A 16500-nucleotide genomic window follows, 5' to 3' on the forward strand; every position below is an offset into this window, starting at 1 on the left:
CTCCGGAGCCGTCGGTCGCGAGTGACTCCGACCCCTCCGTCTCGTCGCCCGAGACGGTCGGTGCCGGACCCGCCGCGTCCTCCTTGTGCCACGGTTCGATCTCCTGGTCGTAGGCGGCCCGCGCGATGGCGTGGGCGGCCGTTGGGTTCGTCACGAACATGAACAGGAGGAGGAACACGGCCTTCACTGTCGCGATGTCCGCGCCGAACACGAGCGCGACGGCGGCGAGGCTCAACACCGCGCCGAGCGTGTCGCTCTTCGAGGCCGCGTGGGCCCGCGTGTAGAGGTCGGGCAGTCGGATGACGCCGACCGCGGCGACGAAGGCGAAGAAGACGCCCCCGGCCGCGAGCGCGATGATGAGCAGTTCGACCGGAGTCATATGACGCCACCTCGTTCGACGGTGAACTTCGAGATGGCGATACTCATCAGGAAGTTCAGCAGGGCGTAGACGAGTGCCACGTCGAGGTAGCCCGGCTGACCGAGCGCCGCCGCGACGAGCGCGAGGACGACGACGGTGTTCGAGCCGATGACGTTGACCGCGATGACGCGGTCCTGCATCGTCGGCCCCTTCACGACACGGAAGAGGACGACGACGGCCAGCGCGACGAACGCGGCCGCAGCACCGAGGAGCGCGTCACTGACGAGCGGTGTCACCTCGCTCATCTGTCGCCCTCCCGTCGGGTGACCGCCGGGTCCGTATCGGTGTCGGTGATCTGACGGCGGTCGGCAGCCGCGCGGTTGGCGTCCCGCTCGCGCGGGCTGGGGATACGGGCCGCGGCGCGGCCGTAGAAGACGAACCGGACGGCACGTTCGAGCGCGCCGTCGAGCAGGTCGTCACGTGCCCCGCCGGTCAGCGAGTGGATGTAGAACTCGCGCTGGCTCACCTCGACGGTGAGCGTCCCCGGCGTGAGCGTGATGCTGTTTGCGAGCGTCGTTGCCGGGAGGTCGTCCCAGACGGCCGCCTTGAACTGGACCATCTCGGGGTCGATGGGGAGTCGCGGATGGAGGATGACGTACGCCAGCGTGACGTTCGCCTTCGCGATCTCCCAGAGGAGATACGGCGCGTAGAGCAGGAACCGGCCGACCTTGCCGGGCAGCTCGCGGAACGCGGGGCGTCCCTTCAACGCGATCTGTCCGAGAACGAGCGAGACGACACCGGCACTGATCGCGCCGGTCACGAGGTCGAACGTCCCGCTGAACCCACCGAGCGTGAGATAGAAGAGGTAGGACGCGCCGAAGACGACGAGATACTGTGCGAGACTCTCGCGGCCGACGAGCGCGCTCCGGCGCGCGGGCCGTTCGACCGGTGCTTCTTCGACGCTGAGTTCGGACTTCGCCAACTCGAACTCTAGGGGGCGGAGCATCGGGGCGTTGCCGCCGGGTTGGTACTCGGGGTCGACGACGACCCGGTCGATACCGTGTTCGTTCGCGTACGCGACGATGACACGGGCGAAGTCGGCGGGGCTGAACAGATACTCCTCGTCGCCGACGACAGCCGTCTCGATGTTGACGGTGGCCGCTGGCTGGGAGTCGGCACCGTCGCCGTCGCCGACGTCCTCTTCGGCCCAGAGTTCGACGCGGTCCAGTAGTTCCTGGGCGCGTTCGAATTTCTCTGCACGTGTCTGCTCGACTACCCGCCAGACGGCGGGGTAGACGAAGTGAACGGTCGCGGTCTCTCCCGTCTCTGCGGCACGGTCGCGGGCGGTCTGTACGGCGTACGCGACGGTGTTTCGGAGCGTCGGGGACTCGCCGACTGGGACGAGAACGTGGGCGCTCGCGTCATCCGACACGGTTGTTCCACCTCGCTTGGCAACTGTCGGGGGGCTGACAGTCGCTCGGCTCTGTTCGACACCTCATAGTCACTAATCGTATAGAGCGAGTCGCTAACAACGCAAAACTATTCTCATCTCGCGTGCGGGCGGGTTGTTGGTGCAGAACGTACGAAAGTCCGGGGTGTTTTTGGACGAATCTGTTGATGGCTCCCGCTCCGGCGAACAACAGTCGGCCGTGTGGCCGAAACCTGTTCCTTTCACCCAAACGAACAACTCACACACCGCTCGCAGCGACACGGCCGGGTCGGCCGATTGTGCCGCAGTCTCCGCACGGTTGTCGCGCGCTCGGGAGTCCCCTCAGCCGTCGAGTTCGGCCGCCAGTTCGGCGGCGACGCGGCCACCCAACGCGTCCTTGCTCCCGACGAACTCCTCGGCCGCGTCGTCGCGGACGAACAGCGTCCGCGTCTCGTCTGCGCCCATCACGGCGGCGTCGTTGGCGACGACGAACGCCAGCCCGACGCGGTCGAGGATGCGTCGGGCCTCTCGCACCATCGCCTCGTCGTCGCCGCTCGTCTCGGCCTTGAAGCCCACGATGGTGAGGTCGGGATACTCCCCGCGCACGGTGTCGATGAGCTTCGGCGTCGGTTCAAGGTCGAGGGTCCGCGGCTCGCCCGAGCGGATCTTCTCCTCGGCGACGTCGACGGTGAAGTCGCTGATAGCCGCGGCCGAAATCAACGCGTCGGCGTCGCGGCAGGCGGCTTCGACGGCGGCCAGCATCTCCGCGCCCGTCTCGGCCTGTCGCACCTCAGCGTAGTGGACGTCGGCGTCCGCCGGACGTGCCGACCCGTCGTGGACGAGGGTGACGTCCGCCCCGTGGATGGCACACGCACGGGCGACGGCGCGGCCGGTCTTCCCCGACGAGCGGTTCGTCATGACCCGGACGGGGTCGATGGGTTCGCTCGTCGCGCCGGCGGTGACCACGACGGTCTTGCCGACGAGCGTCCCCTCCGTGGTCGCCGTGGCAACGCCGGTGACGATGGCCTCCTCGGTGGCGATCTTGGCCTTCCCCTCCTCGATACGGGGGTCGACGAACTCGACACCCCACTCTTCGAGGCGGGCGATGGCGTCCAGCACGCCCGGATGGTCGTACATCGGCTCGTGCATCGCGGGGGCGACGACGACCGGCACGTCGGCCCCAAGGGCGGTCGTCGCGCAGGTCGTGACGGGCGTGTCGTCGACGGCAGCGGCGATCTTCCCGACGGTGTTGGCCGTCGCGGGCGCGAGCAACAGGACGTCCGCCCAGCCCTCGCGGCCGCAGAGTTCGACGTGTTCGACGCGGCCGGTGAGCTCGGTGACGACGTCGTGTTCGGTGGCGAACTCGACGGCCCACGGATGGATGATGCCCTGCGCACTGCTCGTCATCACGGCGCGGACCGAGGCACCCCGGCGACGCAGCTCGTGGGCCAGTTCGACGACCTTCACGGCGGCGATGCTCCCCGAGACGCCGAGCGCGACGTTCACTCCTTCCAGCATTCACTCGTGGTTTTCGTCGCGGCGAGTTAACCGTACCTCTCCGGTGGAAGGCGAGAGCGTCAGGAGCCGGACTCTCGGTTGATAGTCCGGCGCGACAGCGGTTTACAAGTGATTCGGCCGCTGGCGGTGGAGAACGGGCGGTTTCGCCCCGCCGACAGCGGTTTGCAAGTGTTGTCGACGCTCAGAGCCGCTTCTGCATCTGGAACGTCTGCCAGCCGAGCCCCATCTGCTCGAAGGCTTCGGCGACCTTCTTCGAGTCGACCTCGTCGCTGAACTCGAACTCGTAGTACTGGCCGCCCTTGATGCCCTCGTTGTTGTCGTGAGAGGTCAGAAAGCCGAGCATTGCGAGTTTGGTCAGATGGTTGTACATCCCGCGTTGGCTCAGCGGGTCCGCGCCATAAGCACTCGCGACGTGTTCGTAGGTGCGGTGGACTTCTTTCACTCTCGCCGGGGTCCGGTCGGCCTTCGAGAGATGGGCGACGGCCGCGAGGATATACTGCTTGTGGGCGTCCTGGTCGGTGATGGAGTCGACCATGTCGCCGTATTCGAGGTCGTCTTTCGCCTGGTGGACGTTCGCCTCCGTGATCTCGGTCTGGCCGTCGTTCTCGGCAATCTCGCCCGCACGACGGAGGAGGTTGATGGCCTTGCGCGCACTGCCGGAGGACTCGCGGGTCGCCAGTGCCGCACAGAGGGCGATGACGTCCTCGGTGTACGTCCCGTCGTGAAGCGCGCTGGCGGCGCGGTCGTGGAGGATCTCGCGCAGTTGGTTGGCGTTGTAGGCCGGGAACTTCAACTCGGTCTCACAGAGGGTGTCTTTGACCTTCGGCGAGAGGTTCGTGCGGAAGGTGTAGTCGTTCGAGATGCCCACGAGACCGATGCGGGCGTTCTCGATCTTCTCGTTGGCTCGGGCGCGCGGGAGTTCGTAGAGGATGGTGTCGTCGCCGCCGATACGGTCGACCTCGTCGAGGATGATGAGGACGGTGCCGCCGAGTTCGTCGATCTCGTCGTAGAGCATCGAGTAGACCGCCTGCGGGGCGTAGCCCGTCGAGGCGATCATGTCCTTCGGGGGCCGGAGTTCGTTGACGAGCGCGATGGCGACCTGGTAGGAGGAGGTCTCCTCGCCCGTGGAGGTGAGGTTCTGGCAGTTGACCTTGACGATGGTCAGTTCGATGGGGTCGTCTTCTTCCTCGTTCTTCTGGACGATGTCGCGCTCCAGTTGGTTCGTCAGATGGTTCGTGACCGCGGTCTTGCCGACCCCGGTGTCACCGTAGAGAAAGGCGTTCTGCGGCGGGCGGCCCTTGTAGATGGGCTTGAGGACGTTGATGTACTCGTTCATCACGTCGTCGCGACAGAGAATCGTGTCGGGGGTGTAATCCTCTTCGAGGACTTCGATGTTCCTGAAAACTTCGGCCTCGTCCTCGAAGATCGAATCCGGCGGCATATGTCTCCATGCTAAAGTCGACCGTACTTATGTTTTTTCAAGTGCTTCATGTGTTTCAAATGCTCCCGTCGTGGGGCGGTAACCCTGTCACAGCGGTTTGCAAATGCTTCCGTCGTGAGGGTGGGGGGTGGGGAGAATCGAGGGGGACGACAGCGGATTTCAAATGTTCTCCCGCTCGCCGACGTGGTGACGAGACGCGGCGAGACGGCAGGCAGGGACCCGCTCGGCCGGAACCCCGCTCATCGGCCGACACGACGTTCCTTGTGTGAGATCGGAATTTTCTCTCCATTCCGTCGGCTTCGACCTTCTCCTCCTCTCTGTCTCTCGTCCCTCTAGTATACTATTTATGAATGTATGTGTATGTGTGTATGTTGCTGGTTCTCTCAATCGAGTAAAAGAGCGTACGTGGTGGGGTCAAAACATTTGAAAACCGCTGTGGCCTCTCCGCTCTACTCGTTTATTTATATACTATCCAACTTCCCCAACTCGACACACCCCACGCTCGTGACGGAGAACATTTGCAAACTGGTGTGGGAGGGTCTCGAGAAGGGAGCGACCGGGTGCTTACTCGTCGTCCGCGAGTCGGCCGAGTTCGTCGTCGACCAGGCTGGGATGGGTCCGCTGGCGTTCCGGATGCGGCTCCGAGAAGTACTCCTGCATCACGGCCATCGACTCGCGCTCGCGGGCACGGCGTTCGGTCTCGTCGATTTCCTCACAGCCCGGGGGGACCTCCCGGCCGCGGTCGGTGAAGTATCCCTCGGGGGCGACCCAGTCGTGGTAGTAGGGAACCTCCGAGTCGTGAATGAGTGTTATCGCTACCTCCGCGCCGTGGCCTGCGGCGACGATAGCCTGGTGATACCGTTCGGAGAGGCGACCGGCGACGTAGACGCCCTCGACGGTCGTCCGGCCCAGGCCGTCGTCGTCGACGTAGCGCTTGCTGCCAGCGTCGCGGATCTCCACGCCGAGCCCGTCGAGGTAGTCGGCGTCCGCCCACGACGAGGCGACGACGTACTGCGCGGCGACCTCGCCAACATCCTCGACGTCGGCGACGAACCGCGACGCACCGGAGTCGTCGCCCGCTCTTTCGTCGCCTTCCCTATCGCCCTCCCCGTCGTCACCACTGGCACGCCGAATCTCCGTCACTCTCCCTTCGACGTGGTCGGCACCGTTCCGCGTCGACTGCGCACCGAGCATATCGGTGAAGAGGTTGGAGTTGACGCCAGCGGGGAAGCCGGGGAAGTTCTCCAGGTGGGCGTTGCGTCGGACGATAGGCTCACCGTCGTTGACGACGACGGTACTGAGCCCCGCGCGGGCGGTGAAGACGCTCGCGGTCAGACCGGCGACCCCGCCGCCGACGACGAGGACGTCGTACCTCCCGGTCGCGTGGCGTTCGCTTGCCGGTTCGTCGCTCGATTCGGTACTCGCTTCTGTCGTCGTATCGTCGTCGTCTGTCATAGTCGCAGATTCTCGGGACGGGGTGATGGCTGTTCGTGATTCGTCTTCCGACTTGTCTTCTGATTTGTCTTCCTGGTTCGCCTTCCTGATCCGCCTTCGCTACTCGTCGAGTGCCCGGTGTGGTGAGATGTGCGGGCCCGTAGGATGCTCGGCGTCGACGTCGGCGTCGACGCGGAAGACGTCCCGGAGCAACTCCTCCGACACCACCGTCCGCGGCGGCCCCCAGTCGTAGAGTTCGCCGTCTTTCATCGCGATGAGGTTGTCCGCGAAGCGCGCGGCCTGTCCGAGGTCGTGGAGGACGACGGCGACGGTCACGTCGCGTTCGCGGTTTAGCGTCCGGACGACCTCCATCACGCGCAACTGGTGGTGTAAATCGAGGTAGGTCGTCGGCTCGTCGAGGAGTAAGACGTCCGTCTCCTGGGCGAGCACCATCGCGATCCACGCGAGCTGTTTCTGGCCGCCGCTCAGGTTGCCCACCTCGTCGTTGCGGAGATGGTCGACGCCCGCGAGGTCGAGCGCGCGTTCGACGGCCGCTTCGTCGTCCTCGTTGACGGACTCGAAGAAGCCGCGATGCGGGTAGCGGCCGTGGTAGACGAGGTCCTCGACTGTCAGGCTCCCCGGTGCTTCGTTCTCCTGCGACAGGAGACCGAGCCGTCGGGCGAGCTCTTTCGAGTCCAGCTCCTGGATGCTCGCACCGTCGAGGACGACGTGGCCGCGGTCGGGCTCCAGCTGCTTTGCGAGTGCCTTCAGCATCGTACTCTTCCCCGACCCGTTCGGGCCGACGAGTGCCGTCACCTCACCGGCGGGGATGTCGATGCGGTCGCACTCGACGACTGGCTCGTCCATCGTCGGATAGCTGAGCGCGAGATCTGCCGCGCGGAGGGAACTTGCGTCAGTGGTGGAGGCGTCGGTGGCTGAGGCGTCGGTGGCTGAGGCGTCGGTGGCTGAGGCGTCGGTGGCTGAGGCGTCGGACTGCTGCTCCGCCTCGCCGTCTTCTTCGGCCAACTGCCGTCCGTCCCCCGCCATCAGAGATCACCCAGCTGTTGCTTGCGGCGCATCAGATAGAGGAAGTACGGCCCGCCGACGAGACCGGTGACGATGCCGACGGGAATCTGCGTCGGGTTCAGCGCGAGTCGCGCGCCGACGTCGGCGGCGACCATCAGCGCGGGACCGGCGAAGAGACAGCCGACGAGCAGCCGCTTGTAGTCGCTGCCGACGACGGTGCGGACGACGTGCGGGACGATGAGACCGACGAAGCCGACGATGCCCGCCACCGAGATCGCCGCGCTCGCCGCGAGGATGGCGACCCCCGAGAGCGCGAAGCGCATCTTCTCGACGGGCATCCCCAGGGCCTTCGCCGTCTTCTCGCCGAGCAGCAGGACGTTCAGCTGGCGGGCGGCGACGACCGAGAGCGGGACGGTCACGAACAGCGTCCACGGGAGAATCATCCGGACCTGTTCCCAATCGGTGCCGGTCAAGGAGCCGGTCGTCCACGCGATGGCGCTCTGGACGACGCCGATGTCGCTCGCGAGGAGGTACATCGCCGTCTGCAACGAACTGAAGACCGTCGAGACGATGACGCCCGCGAGGACGAGCCGGACGGGACTCGTCCCGTTCTTCCACGCGATTCCATAGACGATGAGGAAGGCTGCGGTCCCGCCGAGGGCGGCGAAGATGGGCAGGAAAGAGGAGAGCCCGCTGAAGACGACGAGCGTGAGGAGGATCGCGAGACCCGCGCCGGAACTGACCCCGAGGATGTAGGGACTCGCGAGTTCGTTGCGGGTGACGGCCTGGAAGATGGCACCCGAGACGGCGAGGTTGACGCCGACGAGCGCGCCGACGACGACCCGCGGGAGCCGGATGTTCCAGACGATGAGGCTCTCGCGTGTCAGGTCGGGCACCGCCGTCGACAGGCCGAACGCACCGGCGACGAACCCGGCGACGCCCTCGCCGAAGAAGAACTGGAGGAGTACGTAGGGGTTCGACCAGACGAGCGGGTCGAAGACGGCCGTCCACGCCTGGCCGATAGACATCGTGAACGCGCCGAAACTGACCTGCACGAGCGCGGAGAGGAAGACGACGAGACTGCTCCCGACGACGAGCGTGAGAAGCGGTCCGTCGACCCACGTGGGGAGCCGTGTCGTCGCGGACACCGTGCCCGACTGTCGCGTGTCGCTCGCCATTCTCAGCCGCTCGCCCCCGTCCGCTGCTCGTCCTGCTCGGAGCCGATTCGTCGCTTCATACTGGTTTTGGCCCGCCTAAACCACAAAAAGACACCGGTCTTTAGGTTCGCCGAAAGCCGCGGTGGACGTTAGCGAGCCACGGCGACTGTGAGCGGTCTCCGTCGGGTCCACGGGGTCGGACTCCGTCGCCCCACAAGCCTTAGGTCGCCAGCGACGAACCGAGGGACGTGGACGAAATCGTCGTCACCACCGTCGTCTACGTGCCCCCCGAGGAGGTGTACGACTTCCTCTTGGACTTCTCGACGTACACGGACTACTCGAAGCATCTCAAGGAGGTCCGCAAGCGTGGCGACGGCTCGCCCGGCACACAGTACGACTTCCGCCTCGCGTGGTGGAAGCTCACCTACACCGCCCGGTCGGAGGTCGTCGAACTCGACCGACCCAACCGCATCGACTGGGAGATCGTCAAGGACATCCATGCCAACGGCTGCTGGCGGATTCAGGAACTCGACGAACTCCCCGACGACGCGCCGGACGACGCGGAGACCGCCTGCCGGGTCTGGTTCGAACTCAACTTCGACGCGGGGACGGCCAACTCCGACGCGCTGAACCTCCCGCGGTTCATCTCCTTCAGCCGCGTTCTCGACAAGATCAAGCCGGTCGTCGTGAAGGAGGCCGAGCACATCGTCGAGCGCATCGTCGCCGACCTCGAAGGCCGTCGCCGTCGCGTCGAGTTGACAATCGAAAACAAGCCGAGCGACATCTGACTCTCTCCCTCCATCGGCAAGGGAAATAGTGATACCCCACGCGCAAGTAGCGCAGGCTATGAATATGGGGGCGACCGAGCCGTGCGCGTAATCATCATCGGCGCGGGACAGGTCGGGTCGAGCATCGCCGCCGACCTCGACAGTACCCACGAGGTCATCGTCGTCGAGCGCGACCCGGCGCGGGTCGAGGAACTGAACTACTCGCTCGACGTCCTGGCAATTCAGGGTGACGGGACCGCAGTCTCGACGCTGGAGGAGGCCGGTATCGACGACGCGGGCATGGTTATCGCGTCGACCGACAACGACGAGACCAACATCGTCGCCTGCTCGACGGCGAAGGCCATCTCCAACGCCTTCACCATCGCCCGCATCAAGAACACCGAGTATCTGCGGACCTGGGAGCGTTCGGAGAAGGCATTCGGCATCGACTTCATGGTCTGTACGAACCTGCTGACCGCCGAGTCCATCGTCCGGGTCGTCGGCCTGCCCGCCGCCCGTGACGTCGACCCCTTCGCGGGCGGCAAGGTCCAGATGGCGGAGTTCGAGATTCCCGACGACAGCCCCGTCTCGAACCAAACAGTACGAGAGGCCGACCGCTTCGACTCGCTGACCTTCGCCGCGATTCTCCGCAACGGCTCCATCGAGATACCGAGCGGGGAGACGGTCATCAAACCCGGCGACCGCGTCGTCGTCATCGGCAGTCCGGGCAGCGTCCAGGAGTTCGCCCAGACCGTCGCACCCGACGAGTCACCGGGGGCGGCCGAGGAGGTCGTCGTCGTCGGCGGCAGCGAGATCGGCTACCACGTCGCCCGCCTGCTCGAAGAACGCGGCTTCCGCCCGCGGCTCATCGAGCAGGACTCCGAGCGCGCCCGCAAACTCGCCGAGGACCTCCCGAACACCGTCGTCATGGAGTCGGACGCGACGGACATGGCCTTCCTCGAGCGCGAACACATCGGCGAGGCCGACATGGTCGTCGCCGCGCTCGACTCCGACGAGAAGAACCTACTCGTCTCGCTGCTCGCCCAACGGCTCGGCACCGAACGGACCGTCGCCGTCATCGACACGACCGCCTACGTCGAGCTGTTCGAGACGGTCGGCGTCGACGTGGCGGTCAGTCCGCGCGAGGTCGTCGCCGAGGAGATCACCCGGTTCACCCGCGAGGGCGGCGCGGAGAACATCGCCCTCATCGAGACGAACAAGGCCGAAGTACTGGAGATTCAGGTCGACGACGCGAGCGTCCTCGCCGGGCGGCCCATCCGCGAGGCAGTGGGCGAACTGCCAACGGGCGTCGTCATCGGCGCGATTACGAGAGACCGCGAGTTCATCACGCCGCGTGGTGACACCGTCATCCAGACCGGCGACCACGTCGTCGTCTTCGCCGACGCGGCCGTCGTCGACGAGGTCACGTCGAAGCTCTGAGGTGGCGTTCCCCCGCCAACATACCGGGCGAGAACAGTATCTTAATACACGCTAGGTCCGACGCTCGACTGTGTTCAGAACGACCGGGGGCGTCGCCCCGTGAGACTCCGCGTCGACTACCGCGCTAGCCTCAGCCTCGTCGGTACCGTCCTGAAGTATCTCGTGGCCCCGCTCGCCTTCCCGGTCTTCGTCGCGCTCGTCTACGACGAGACGGTCGTGCCCTTCCTCGTGACGATGGTCGTCACGGCGAGTCTCGGTATCGGGCTGGAACGGCTCCGCCCCGACCCCGACATCCGCGCCCGCGAGGGCTTCCTGATGGTGGGACTGACCTGGTTCGCCGTCGCCCTCGTCGGCTCGATTCCGTATCTCATCGAGGCCCACGGCATCCCGTTCGTCTTCCCGGCGGTCCACCCCCAATCGACGCTCGGCAACCCCGCAAACGCGCTGTTCGAGTCGATGTCCGGCTTCACGACGACCGGCGCGACCGTCCTCGGCGACATCTCCTTCGAGACCCACACCCGCGGTATCATGATGTGGCGACAGCTGACTCAGTGGCTCGGCGGGATGGGGATCGTCGTCCTCGCGGTCGCCATCCTCCCCGAACTCTCGGTCGGTGGCGCGCAGCTGATGGACGCCGAGGCACCCGGCCCCGGCATCGAGAAGCTCACCCCGCGCATCGCCGAGACGGCGCGCGCGCTCTGGGGTGCGTATCTCGGCTTCACCGTCCTCGAAGCGCTTCTCCTCTACGGACTCTACCTCACCGGCGTCGACCCGGCGATGAACGCCTACAACGCCGTCGCCCACGCGCTGACGACGATGCCGACCGGCGGGTTCTCGCCCGAGGCACGGAGTATCGAGGCCTTCTCGGCCGCAGCGCAGTGGATCATCATCCCGTTCATGATCGCGGCGGGGACCAACTTCGCGCTCTTCTGGCACGCGCTCACCGGCGACACCGAGCGGCTCTTCCGCGACACGGAGTTCCGGTTCTACATCGGCGTGATGGGGACGCTCACGGCGATCCTCGCCGGACTGCTGTTCGTCGGTGCGGGGTTCGTCACGCAGGCACCGACGAACGGGACTTTCGACGCGGCCTATCTCGCGGAGTACACGAGCCGCATCACCATGCAGGTCGAGCCGTCGATACGGCAGTCGCTGTTCCAGATCGTCTCCATCGTGACGACGACCGGCTACGCGAGTATGGACTTCAACGCGTGGAGCGCGCCAGCGCAGTACGTGCTGCTCTTCGCGATGTTCATCGGTGGCTCGGCGGGGTCGACCGGTGGTGCGGTGAAGATCGTCCGCTGGTACGTCATCCTCAAATCCATCCGTCGTGAGCTGTTCACGACCGCCCACCCCGAGGCCGTCCGGCCCGTGAGACTCGGCGGCCGCGCGCTCGACGAGCGTGCCCTCCGCGGCATCTACGCCTTCACGCTGCTCTACCTCGTGCTCTTCTTCGTCTCGGCGGGCGTCATCTTCCTCGATGCGGTCCGCGTCGGTCTCGACGTCTCCATCCTGGAGACGTTGAGCGCGTCGGCCTCGACTATCGGCAACGTCGGGCCGGGCTTCGGCATCCTCGGCCCGATGGGCGGCTATCTCGCCTTCTCGAACTTCTCGAAGGTCTACATGGCGTTCCTGATGTGGATCGGTCGCCTGGAGATCCTGCCCGTGCTCGTGCTGTTGACGCCCGAGTACTGGCGGCGGTAAGGTCGCCCCTTAGTCCAGCGGTGCTTCGAGTCGGCTGACGTCGACCCGGAGTTCGGTACCGTCGCCGTCAGCGTCGACCGCGCTGACTACCCCGGTCACAGCGAGGCGGGCGCACGGCGTCGGCCCGACGATGACGGGGTCGCCGACGTCGAGACGCGCCGTCTGTCCTCGAACGTGGACGACCGCCGTACAGCGGTCCGGCCGATTGACGTCGGTGAACCGGACCCGTTCGACGACGGACTCGACGCGGTCGTGCTCGCGGGTCACTGTGAGGGACGCGTCGGTGTCGAGTCGCTGGTCGTCCAGCTCCTCGTAGGCCTTCGCCGTCGGGCTGTAGCCGCCTTTCGCCCCGGGCACCGCTTCCACCAGCCCGAGTGCCTTCAGCGTCCCCATCTGCTGGCTGACGTTTGATCGGTGTTGGTCGGTGCGTTCGGCCAATTCCGCGCCGCTCACCGGGTAGTCACGCTCCCCGTAGTTGTCCAGTAGTGCCCCGAGAAGTCCGACGTCTCGGCTCGTCAGGTTCATAGTCTGCTGTCGTCTCGGCGTATCGCCGTCGACATGGACGGCCGTTTGCGGCGGGCGCATATAACGCTAGTCGATTAACACAATATCCAACACTATGTGATTATATGTCCCTTATATGATTAAGTCAATATTATAATAACGTTCATACGGCTCGGTCCATCCACAGTAGATAATGGCAACCACCAACCCCACCGTCACGACGTACCAGTGCCCCAAATGTCCCGGTGCAGTCTCCGAAGTCCACGGTTCGTGGGGCTGTACCGACTGCGGCTACGCCCCCCCGCACGGCGCGGACTGACGCATCGAGCGACCGTCCAGCGACGAACCGCCTCCGTTCTCGACCCACACCTCCATTCTTCGCGCTTCGGTAGGTCATCCTTCGCCTCCGACCCTCAGTGTGCTGTCCGGTCGTTCGTCCGCCTCGTGTTACTTGGGCCGTCGAGTCTAGTTCGGCTGCCACTCGTGGTGACTGCCGAAGCACACCGAGACCCCGCCCTGCACCACGCCGCCCCGCACAGCACAGCCACGTCCTCCCCAGCCGATTCGTTCCGTTCCTCGCTCGCTTCGCTCGCTGTGGTACTCACTCATCCCTCACGCGACGCGGCGACGCCGTCGCGTCGCCAGCGCGCGCCGGACCGGCTGTGTCGTCTGGTGGTTCTCCTTCAACGTCCAATCAGGAGTCTGTGGGGTGCAGAGTTCAGGGTTCCAGTCCGTAGAGCAGGCCACGCGCGAAGACCAGCACCGGGATGATCTCCAGGCGGCCGATCCACATATTGAGCAGAAACATCGCTTCGGCGACGACCGGCATCTCGGGACCGGTGATGCCCGTCGAGAGACCGACGTTGCCCTGCGCGCTCGCCACTTCGAACAGCGCGTCGGCGTAGCTGAAGTCTGGTCCGGCGACGTTGACGAGCAGCAGACTGCTCGCACAGAGCAGGCCGACCCAGAGCAGGCTGACGATGGCCGCCTCGCTGAACTCCCGTTCCATCTCGTCGCGCGAGAGCCGCCGACCGTCCATGTTCAGGCTGACGACGGCGTTCGCGGGGAGGAAGACGCGGGCGAACTGCCATTTGATGCCGCGGCCGATGGTGTAGGCGCGGATGACTTTGATGCCGCCAACGGTGCTCCCCGCGGCACCGCCGAGCGTCATCGCCGCCGCGAGAATCAGCTTCCCGCCGTCGGCCCAGCGGCCGATGGGAGCCGACTGAAAGCCCGTACACGAGAGGGCGCTGACGAACTGGAACGTCGAGTCCCGAACCGCATCGACCTGTGCCGCCGAGAAGCCGAGTGCCGAGAGACCGAAGTAGTCCGCCGTCCCCTGAAACCCGTCCGTGAGCGCGACGACGTTCTGCGCCGACAGCAGGAGGACGCCCACCCCGAGCAGGGCGAACAGCCAGCGCGTCTGGAGGTCCGAGACGAGCTGCGAGAGGTCGCGGTCGCGGAGGACGGCGTAGTGGACCGGGAAGGCGATAGCTCCGAGCGTCATGACGGGCAGGAGGAGCGTCTCGATGAGCGGCGAGTCGTAGGTCGCAATGGAGTTGTCGGTGACGCTGAACCCGCCGGTCGACAGCGCGGTCATCGCGTGGTTGAGTGCCTGCCAGCCGACTTCCCAGAGCGGGAGGTTCGCGCCGTATGAGGTCAGGCGGATGGCGACGAACAGCGCGGCCACCGAGGCGAGCGTGTAGAGCACGAAGATCTTCCAGACCGTCCGGACCGTCGAGACGATGCTCGGATGGATCTTCTCCTCGCGCGCCTCGCTGCGGTAGAGCGCGTAGGAACCGGACCCCGGACGGGCGAGGATGGAGACGGTGAGGACGATGACGCCGACACCGCCGACCCACTGGACGAGCGACCGCCACCACTGGAACGCCCTCGGCAGACTGGGTTCGGTCGTCGCCATCGTCAGCCCGCTGCCGGTCCAGCCGGACATCGACTCGAACAGCGCGTGCAGCGGGTCGCGGAAGACGGCGAGACTCGACACGTCGACGCCGCCGCGCGCGCCGTACGCGGCCAGGAGTTCGGGCGGCGTGAGATACGCCCCGAAGAGGAGGGGCAGCCCGCCGAAGACGGCGACCGTGAACCAGCCCGCGGCGGCGATGATCATCCCGTGTTTCATCACCGGCTGGGGAGCCTCGGCGAACGCCCGCCGGGCACCGAGACCGACGGCCGCCGTGAGACCGCCGGCGACGAGGAACGCGAGCGCGGCGTACCACTCCCGGAAGACGAGGGCGACGAGGACAGAAACGGTCATCAGGAGTGCCTCCATCGCGAGCAGCGAGCCGACGTCGCGGGCGATGGTCGCGAGGTCCTCGGGGACGCCCGCGACGGTCCGTCGCCGGGCCATCAGTTGTCGTCCTCGTAGTGGCCGAAGACGTCGGTCACCTCCGGCGTCGCGCCCGTCTCCGAGTAGACCGTCAGCAGGTCGCCGACGTGGATCTCGGTCCCCCCGCGTGGCGTGACGGGATTGCCCTCGCCGTTACGCTCGACGGCGACGATGAGCATCTCGTCGCCGAGCAGCCCCTCCGAGGCGGCCTCCTGAATCGTCAGGCCCGCGACGGGGGCGTCGTCGCCGACGGTGATCTCGAAGACCTCCGCGTCGTCGCCGATGCGCATGTAGTCGACGATGGAGGGCCGCTTGACCGCGCGGTAGAGATATTCGGCGATGAGGCTCTGTGGGTTCTCCATCGTGTTGACGCCGATACGCCGAAAGAGTGCCATATGGTCGGGGTTGTGGACGACCGAGACGATCGTCGGCACCTCCAACTCCTTCCCGAGGAGACAGACCATGATGTTCGTGGCGTCCTGGTCGGTCGTCGAGATGAGCGCGTCGGCGCGGTCTGCGCCCGCGTCGGTGAGCGTGTCCTTGACCGTGGCGTCGTCGTTGATGACGAGACAGTCGAACGCCTTCGACGCCCGCTCGGCCTTCTCCTCGTCGCGCTCGATGACGACGACCTCGTTGCCGCCGGCGGTGGCGATCTCGATGAGTGGCGTCCCGATGTTGCCAGCCCCGACGATGACGATGTACATCTCAGCCGTGGCTGCGCGGGGCGGTCGGGAAAAAGTACCGTTCGGCCGCGTCGCCCCCACGCAGTCGACCGCTGCCACTCGGTTCCAGACCGTGTGACCGACTCGCCCGGGCAGAAGAAATATACGTTGGCTGTCAGTAGTTCCGGCCGATGCCCTCCACTACTCGGAAGACGCCGCTCGGACTGAAGGTGATCGTCGCGCTCGGCCTCATCGGCGCGCTGTTGAGCACGCTCGGCGCGCTCGGTTTGATGGGGACCGGTTCCACTGGTCTCGTCATCGGTCTCGCGTTGCTGGTGTTCACGGCCATCCGCGTCGTCATCCTGTTCGGCCTCATCTCGCTGTCGCCGTGGGCGTGGAAGGCCGGGGTGGCACTCTACACGCTCGCGGCCGTGGTCGACCTGCTGCGTGTCGACATCCTCGGACTGCTCATCTCGCTGCTCATCGCGGCCTACATCTACAGCCAGAAGGACCTGTTCCGCCGCTACTGACGGTTCCGCCGCTACCGACGTTCCTGCCGCTACCGATCTTTCCGCTGTTACAGACGTTCCTGCAGTCGCGGGCGGCCGCCATCGCCCCGCCCGCCCGTTCTTGTTGATGAGCCGACATTGAGCGGCATCACACACCGCAGCCGACAGTCTTATGCATATTGCACTACTCACCCAATACGACGCTTC

General features: G+C 65.9%; 15 protein-coding genes and 1 pseudogene. 5 read left to right on the top strand and 11 right to left on the bottom strand.

Annotation, left to right across the window (positions count from 1 at the left end; genetic code table 11):
• Nucleotides 1–67 precede the first annotated feature (67 nt).
• From mnhG to BLR57_RS05200, 8 genes and pseudogenes are all read right to left on the bottom strand, one after another.
• Nucleotides 68–379: pseudogene (mnhG, locus tag BLR57_RS05165) on the bottom strand (monovalent cation/H(+) antiporter subunit G); the annotation flags it as partial.
• A complete protein-coding gene (locus BLR57_RS05170) occupies nucleotides 376–663 on the bottom strand; it encodes a cation:proton antiporter (RefSeq protein ID WP_089694808.1) in 288 nt (95 codons plus the stop codon). The pseudogene mnhG and the gene BLR57_RS05170, both read right to left, overlap by 4 nt.
• The gene (locus tag BLR57_RS05175) at nucleotides 660–1790 is read right to left on the bottom strand and encodes a monovalent cation/H+ antiporter subunit E (protein WP_089694810.1); all 1131 of its coding nucleotides are present in this window, start codon (nucleotides 1788–1790) and stop codon (nucleotides 660–662) included. The genes BLR57_RS05170 and BLR57_RS05175 overlap by 4 nt, the downstream gene beginning before the upstream one ends.
• Nucleotides 1791–2129: 339 nt before the next feature.
• Nucleotides 2130–3305: a bifunctional phosphopantothenoylcysteine decarboxylase/phosphopantothenate--cysteine ligase CoaBC gene (gene coaBC / locus BLR57_RS05180; RefSeq protein WP_089694812.1), complete on the bottom strand. Its 1176-nt coding sequence runs from the start codon at nucleotides 3303–3305 to the stop codon at nucleotides 2130–2132.
• A gap of 181 nt (nucleotides 3306–3486) precedes the next feature.
• Complete coding sequence (locus BLR57_RS05185; RefSeq protein ID WP_089694814.1) at nucleotides 3487–4746, bottom strand: Cdc6/Cdc18 family protein; 1260 nt, start codon at nucleotides 4744–4746, stop codon at nucleotides 3487–3489.
• 564 nt (nucleotides 4747–5310) lie between these two features.
• Nucleotides 5311–6201, bottom strand: a complete 891-nt coding sequence (locus BLR57_RS05190) for an FAD-binding protein (RefSeq protein WP_139173280.1) — start codon at nucleotides 6199–6201, stop codon at nucleotides 5311–5313.
• A 99-nt stretch (nucleotides 6202–6300) separates the two neighbouring features.
• A complete protein-coding gene (locus tag BLR57_RS05195; RefSeq protein WP_089694816.1) occupies nucleotides 6301–7227 on the bottom strand; it encodes an ABC transporter ATP-binding protein in 927 nt (308 codons plus the stop codon).
• A complete protein-coding gene (locus BLR57_RS05200; protein WP_089694819.1) occupies nucleotides 7227–8384 on the bottom strand; it encodes a FecCD family ABC transporter permease in 1158 nt (385 codons plus the stop codon). Before BLR57_RS05200 ends, BLR57_RS05195 begins: the two co-directional genes overlap by 1 nt.
• Nucleotides 8385–8611: 227 nt before the next feature.
• Between BLR57_RS05200 and BLR57_RS05205 the strand changes: the two genes are divergently transcribed.
• The 3 genes from BLR57_RS05205 to BLR57_RS05215 all read left to right on the top strand — a co-directional run bounded on the left by BLR57_RS05205 (nucleotide 8612) and on the right by BLR57_RS05215 (nucleotide 12274).
• On the top strand, nucleotides 8612–9151 hold the full coding sequence (locus BLR57_RS05205; RefSeq protein WP_089694821.1) for an SRPBCC family protein: 540 nt from the start codon (nucleotides 8612–8614) through the stop codon (nucleotides 9149–9151).
• A gap of 81 nt (nucleotides 9152–9232) precedes the next feature.
• Nucleotides 9233–10570 carry a Trk system potassium transporter TrkA gene (trkA, locus tag BLR57_RS05210; protein WP_089694823.1) on the top strand — a complete coding sequence of 446 codons (1338 nt, stop codon included), beginning with the start codon at nucleotides 9233–9235 and terminating at the stop codon, nucleotides 10568–10570.
• A 99-nt stretch (nucleotides 10571–10669) separates the two neighbouring features.
• On the top strand, nucleotides 10670–12274 hold the full coding sequence (locus tag BLR57_RS05215; RefSeq protein ID WP_089694825.1) for a TrkH family potassium uptake protein: 1605 nt from the start codon (nucleotides 10670–10672) through the stop codon (nucleotides 12272–12274).
• Nucleotides 12275–12283: 9 nt separating this feature from the next.
• Here BLR57_RS05215 and BLR57_RS05220 read toward each other — a convergent pair whose 3' ends face one another.
• Complete coding sequence (locus BLR57_RS05220) at nucleotides 12284–12799, bottom strand: Rrf2 family transcriptional regulator (protein ID WP_170830561.1); 516 nt, start codon at nucleotides 12797–12799, stop codon at nucleotides 12284–12286.
• A gap of 172 nt (nucleotides 12800–12971) precedes the next feature.
• On the opposite strand from BLR57_RS05220, the gene BLR57_RS19845 reads away from it, so the two are divergent.
• Nucleotides 12972–13097, top strand: coding sequence for a hypothetical protein (locus BLR57_RS19845; RefSeq protein ID WP_280140441.1), 126 nt, complete (start codon nucleotides 12972–12974; stop codon nucleotides 13095–13097).
• 399 nt (nucleotides 13098–13496) lie between these two features.
• Here BLR57_RS19845 and BLR57_RS05225 read toward each other — a convergent pair whose 3' ends face one another.
• Together BLR57_RS05225 and BLR57_RS05230 are read right to left on the bottom strand one after the other, a co-directional pair.
• Nucleotides 13497–15143 carry a TrkH family potassium uptake protein gene (locus BLR57_RS05225; RefSeq protein ID WP_089694829.1) on the bottom strand — a complete coding sequence of 549 codons (1647 nt, stop codon included), beginning with the start codon at nucleotides 15141–15143 and terminating at the stop codon, nucleotides 13497–13499.
• A complete protein-coding gene (locus tag BLR57_RS05230; protein ID WP_089694831.1) occupies nucleotides 15143–15826 on the bottom strand; it encodes a potassium channel family protein in 684 nt (227 codons plus the stop codon). The genes BLR57_RS05225 and BLR57_RS05230 overlap by 1 nt, the downstream gene beginning before the upstream one ends.
• 149 nt (nucleotides 15827–15975) lie before the next feature.
• Here BLR57_RS05230 and BLR57_RS05235 point away from each other — a divergent pair, with 149 nt between their 5' ends.
• Entirely contained in the window at nucleotides 15976–16314 is a 339-nt protein-coding gene (locus tag BLR57_RS05235; protein WP_089694833.1) for a hypothetical protein, read from the top strand.
• Nucleotides 16315–16500: the final 186 nt, after the last annotated feature.

Origin of the sequence: Halogranum gelatinilyticum (assembly GCF_900103715.1) — an archaeon.
Classification (GTDB): Archaea; Halobacteriota; Halobacteria; order Halobacteriales; family Haloferacaceae; genus Halogranum; species Halogranum gelatinilyticum.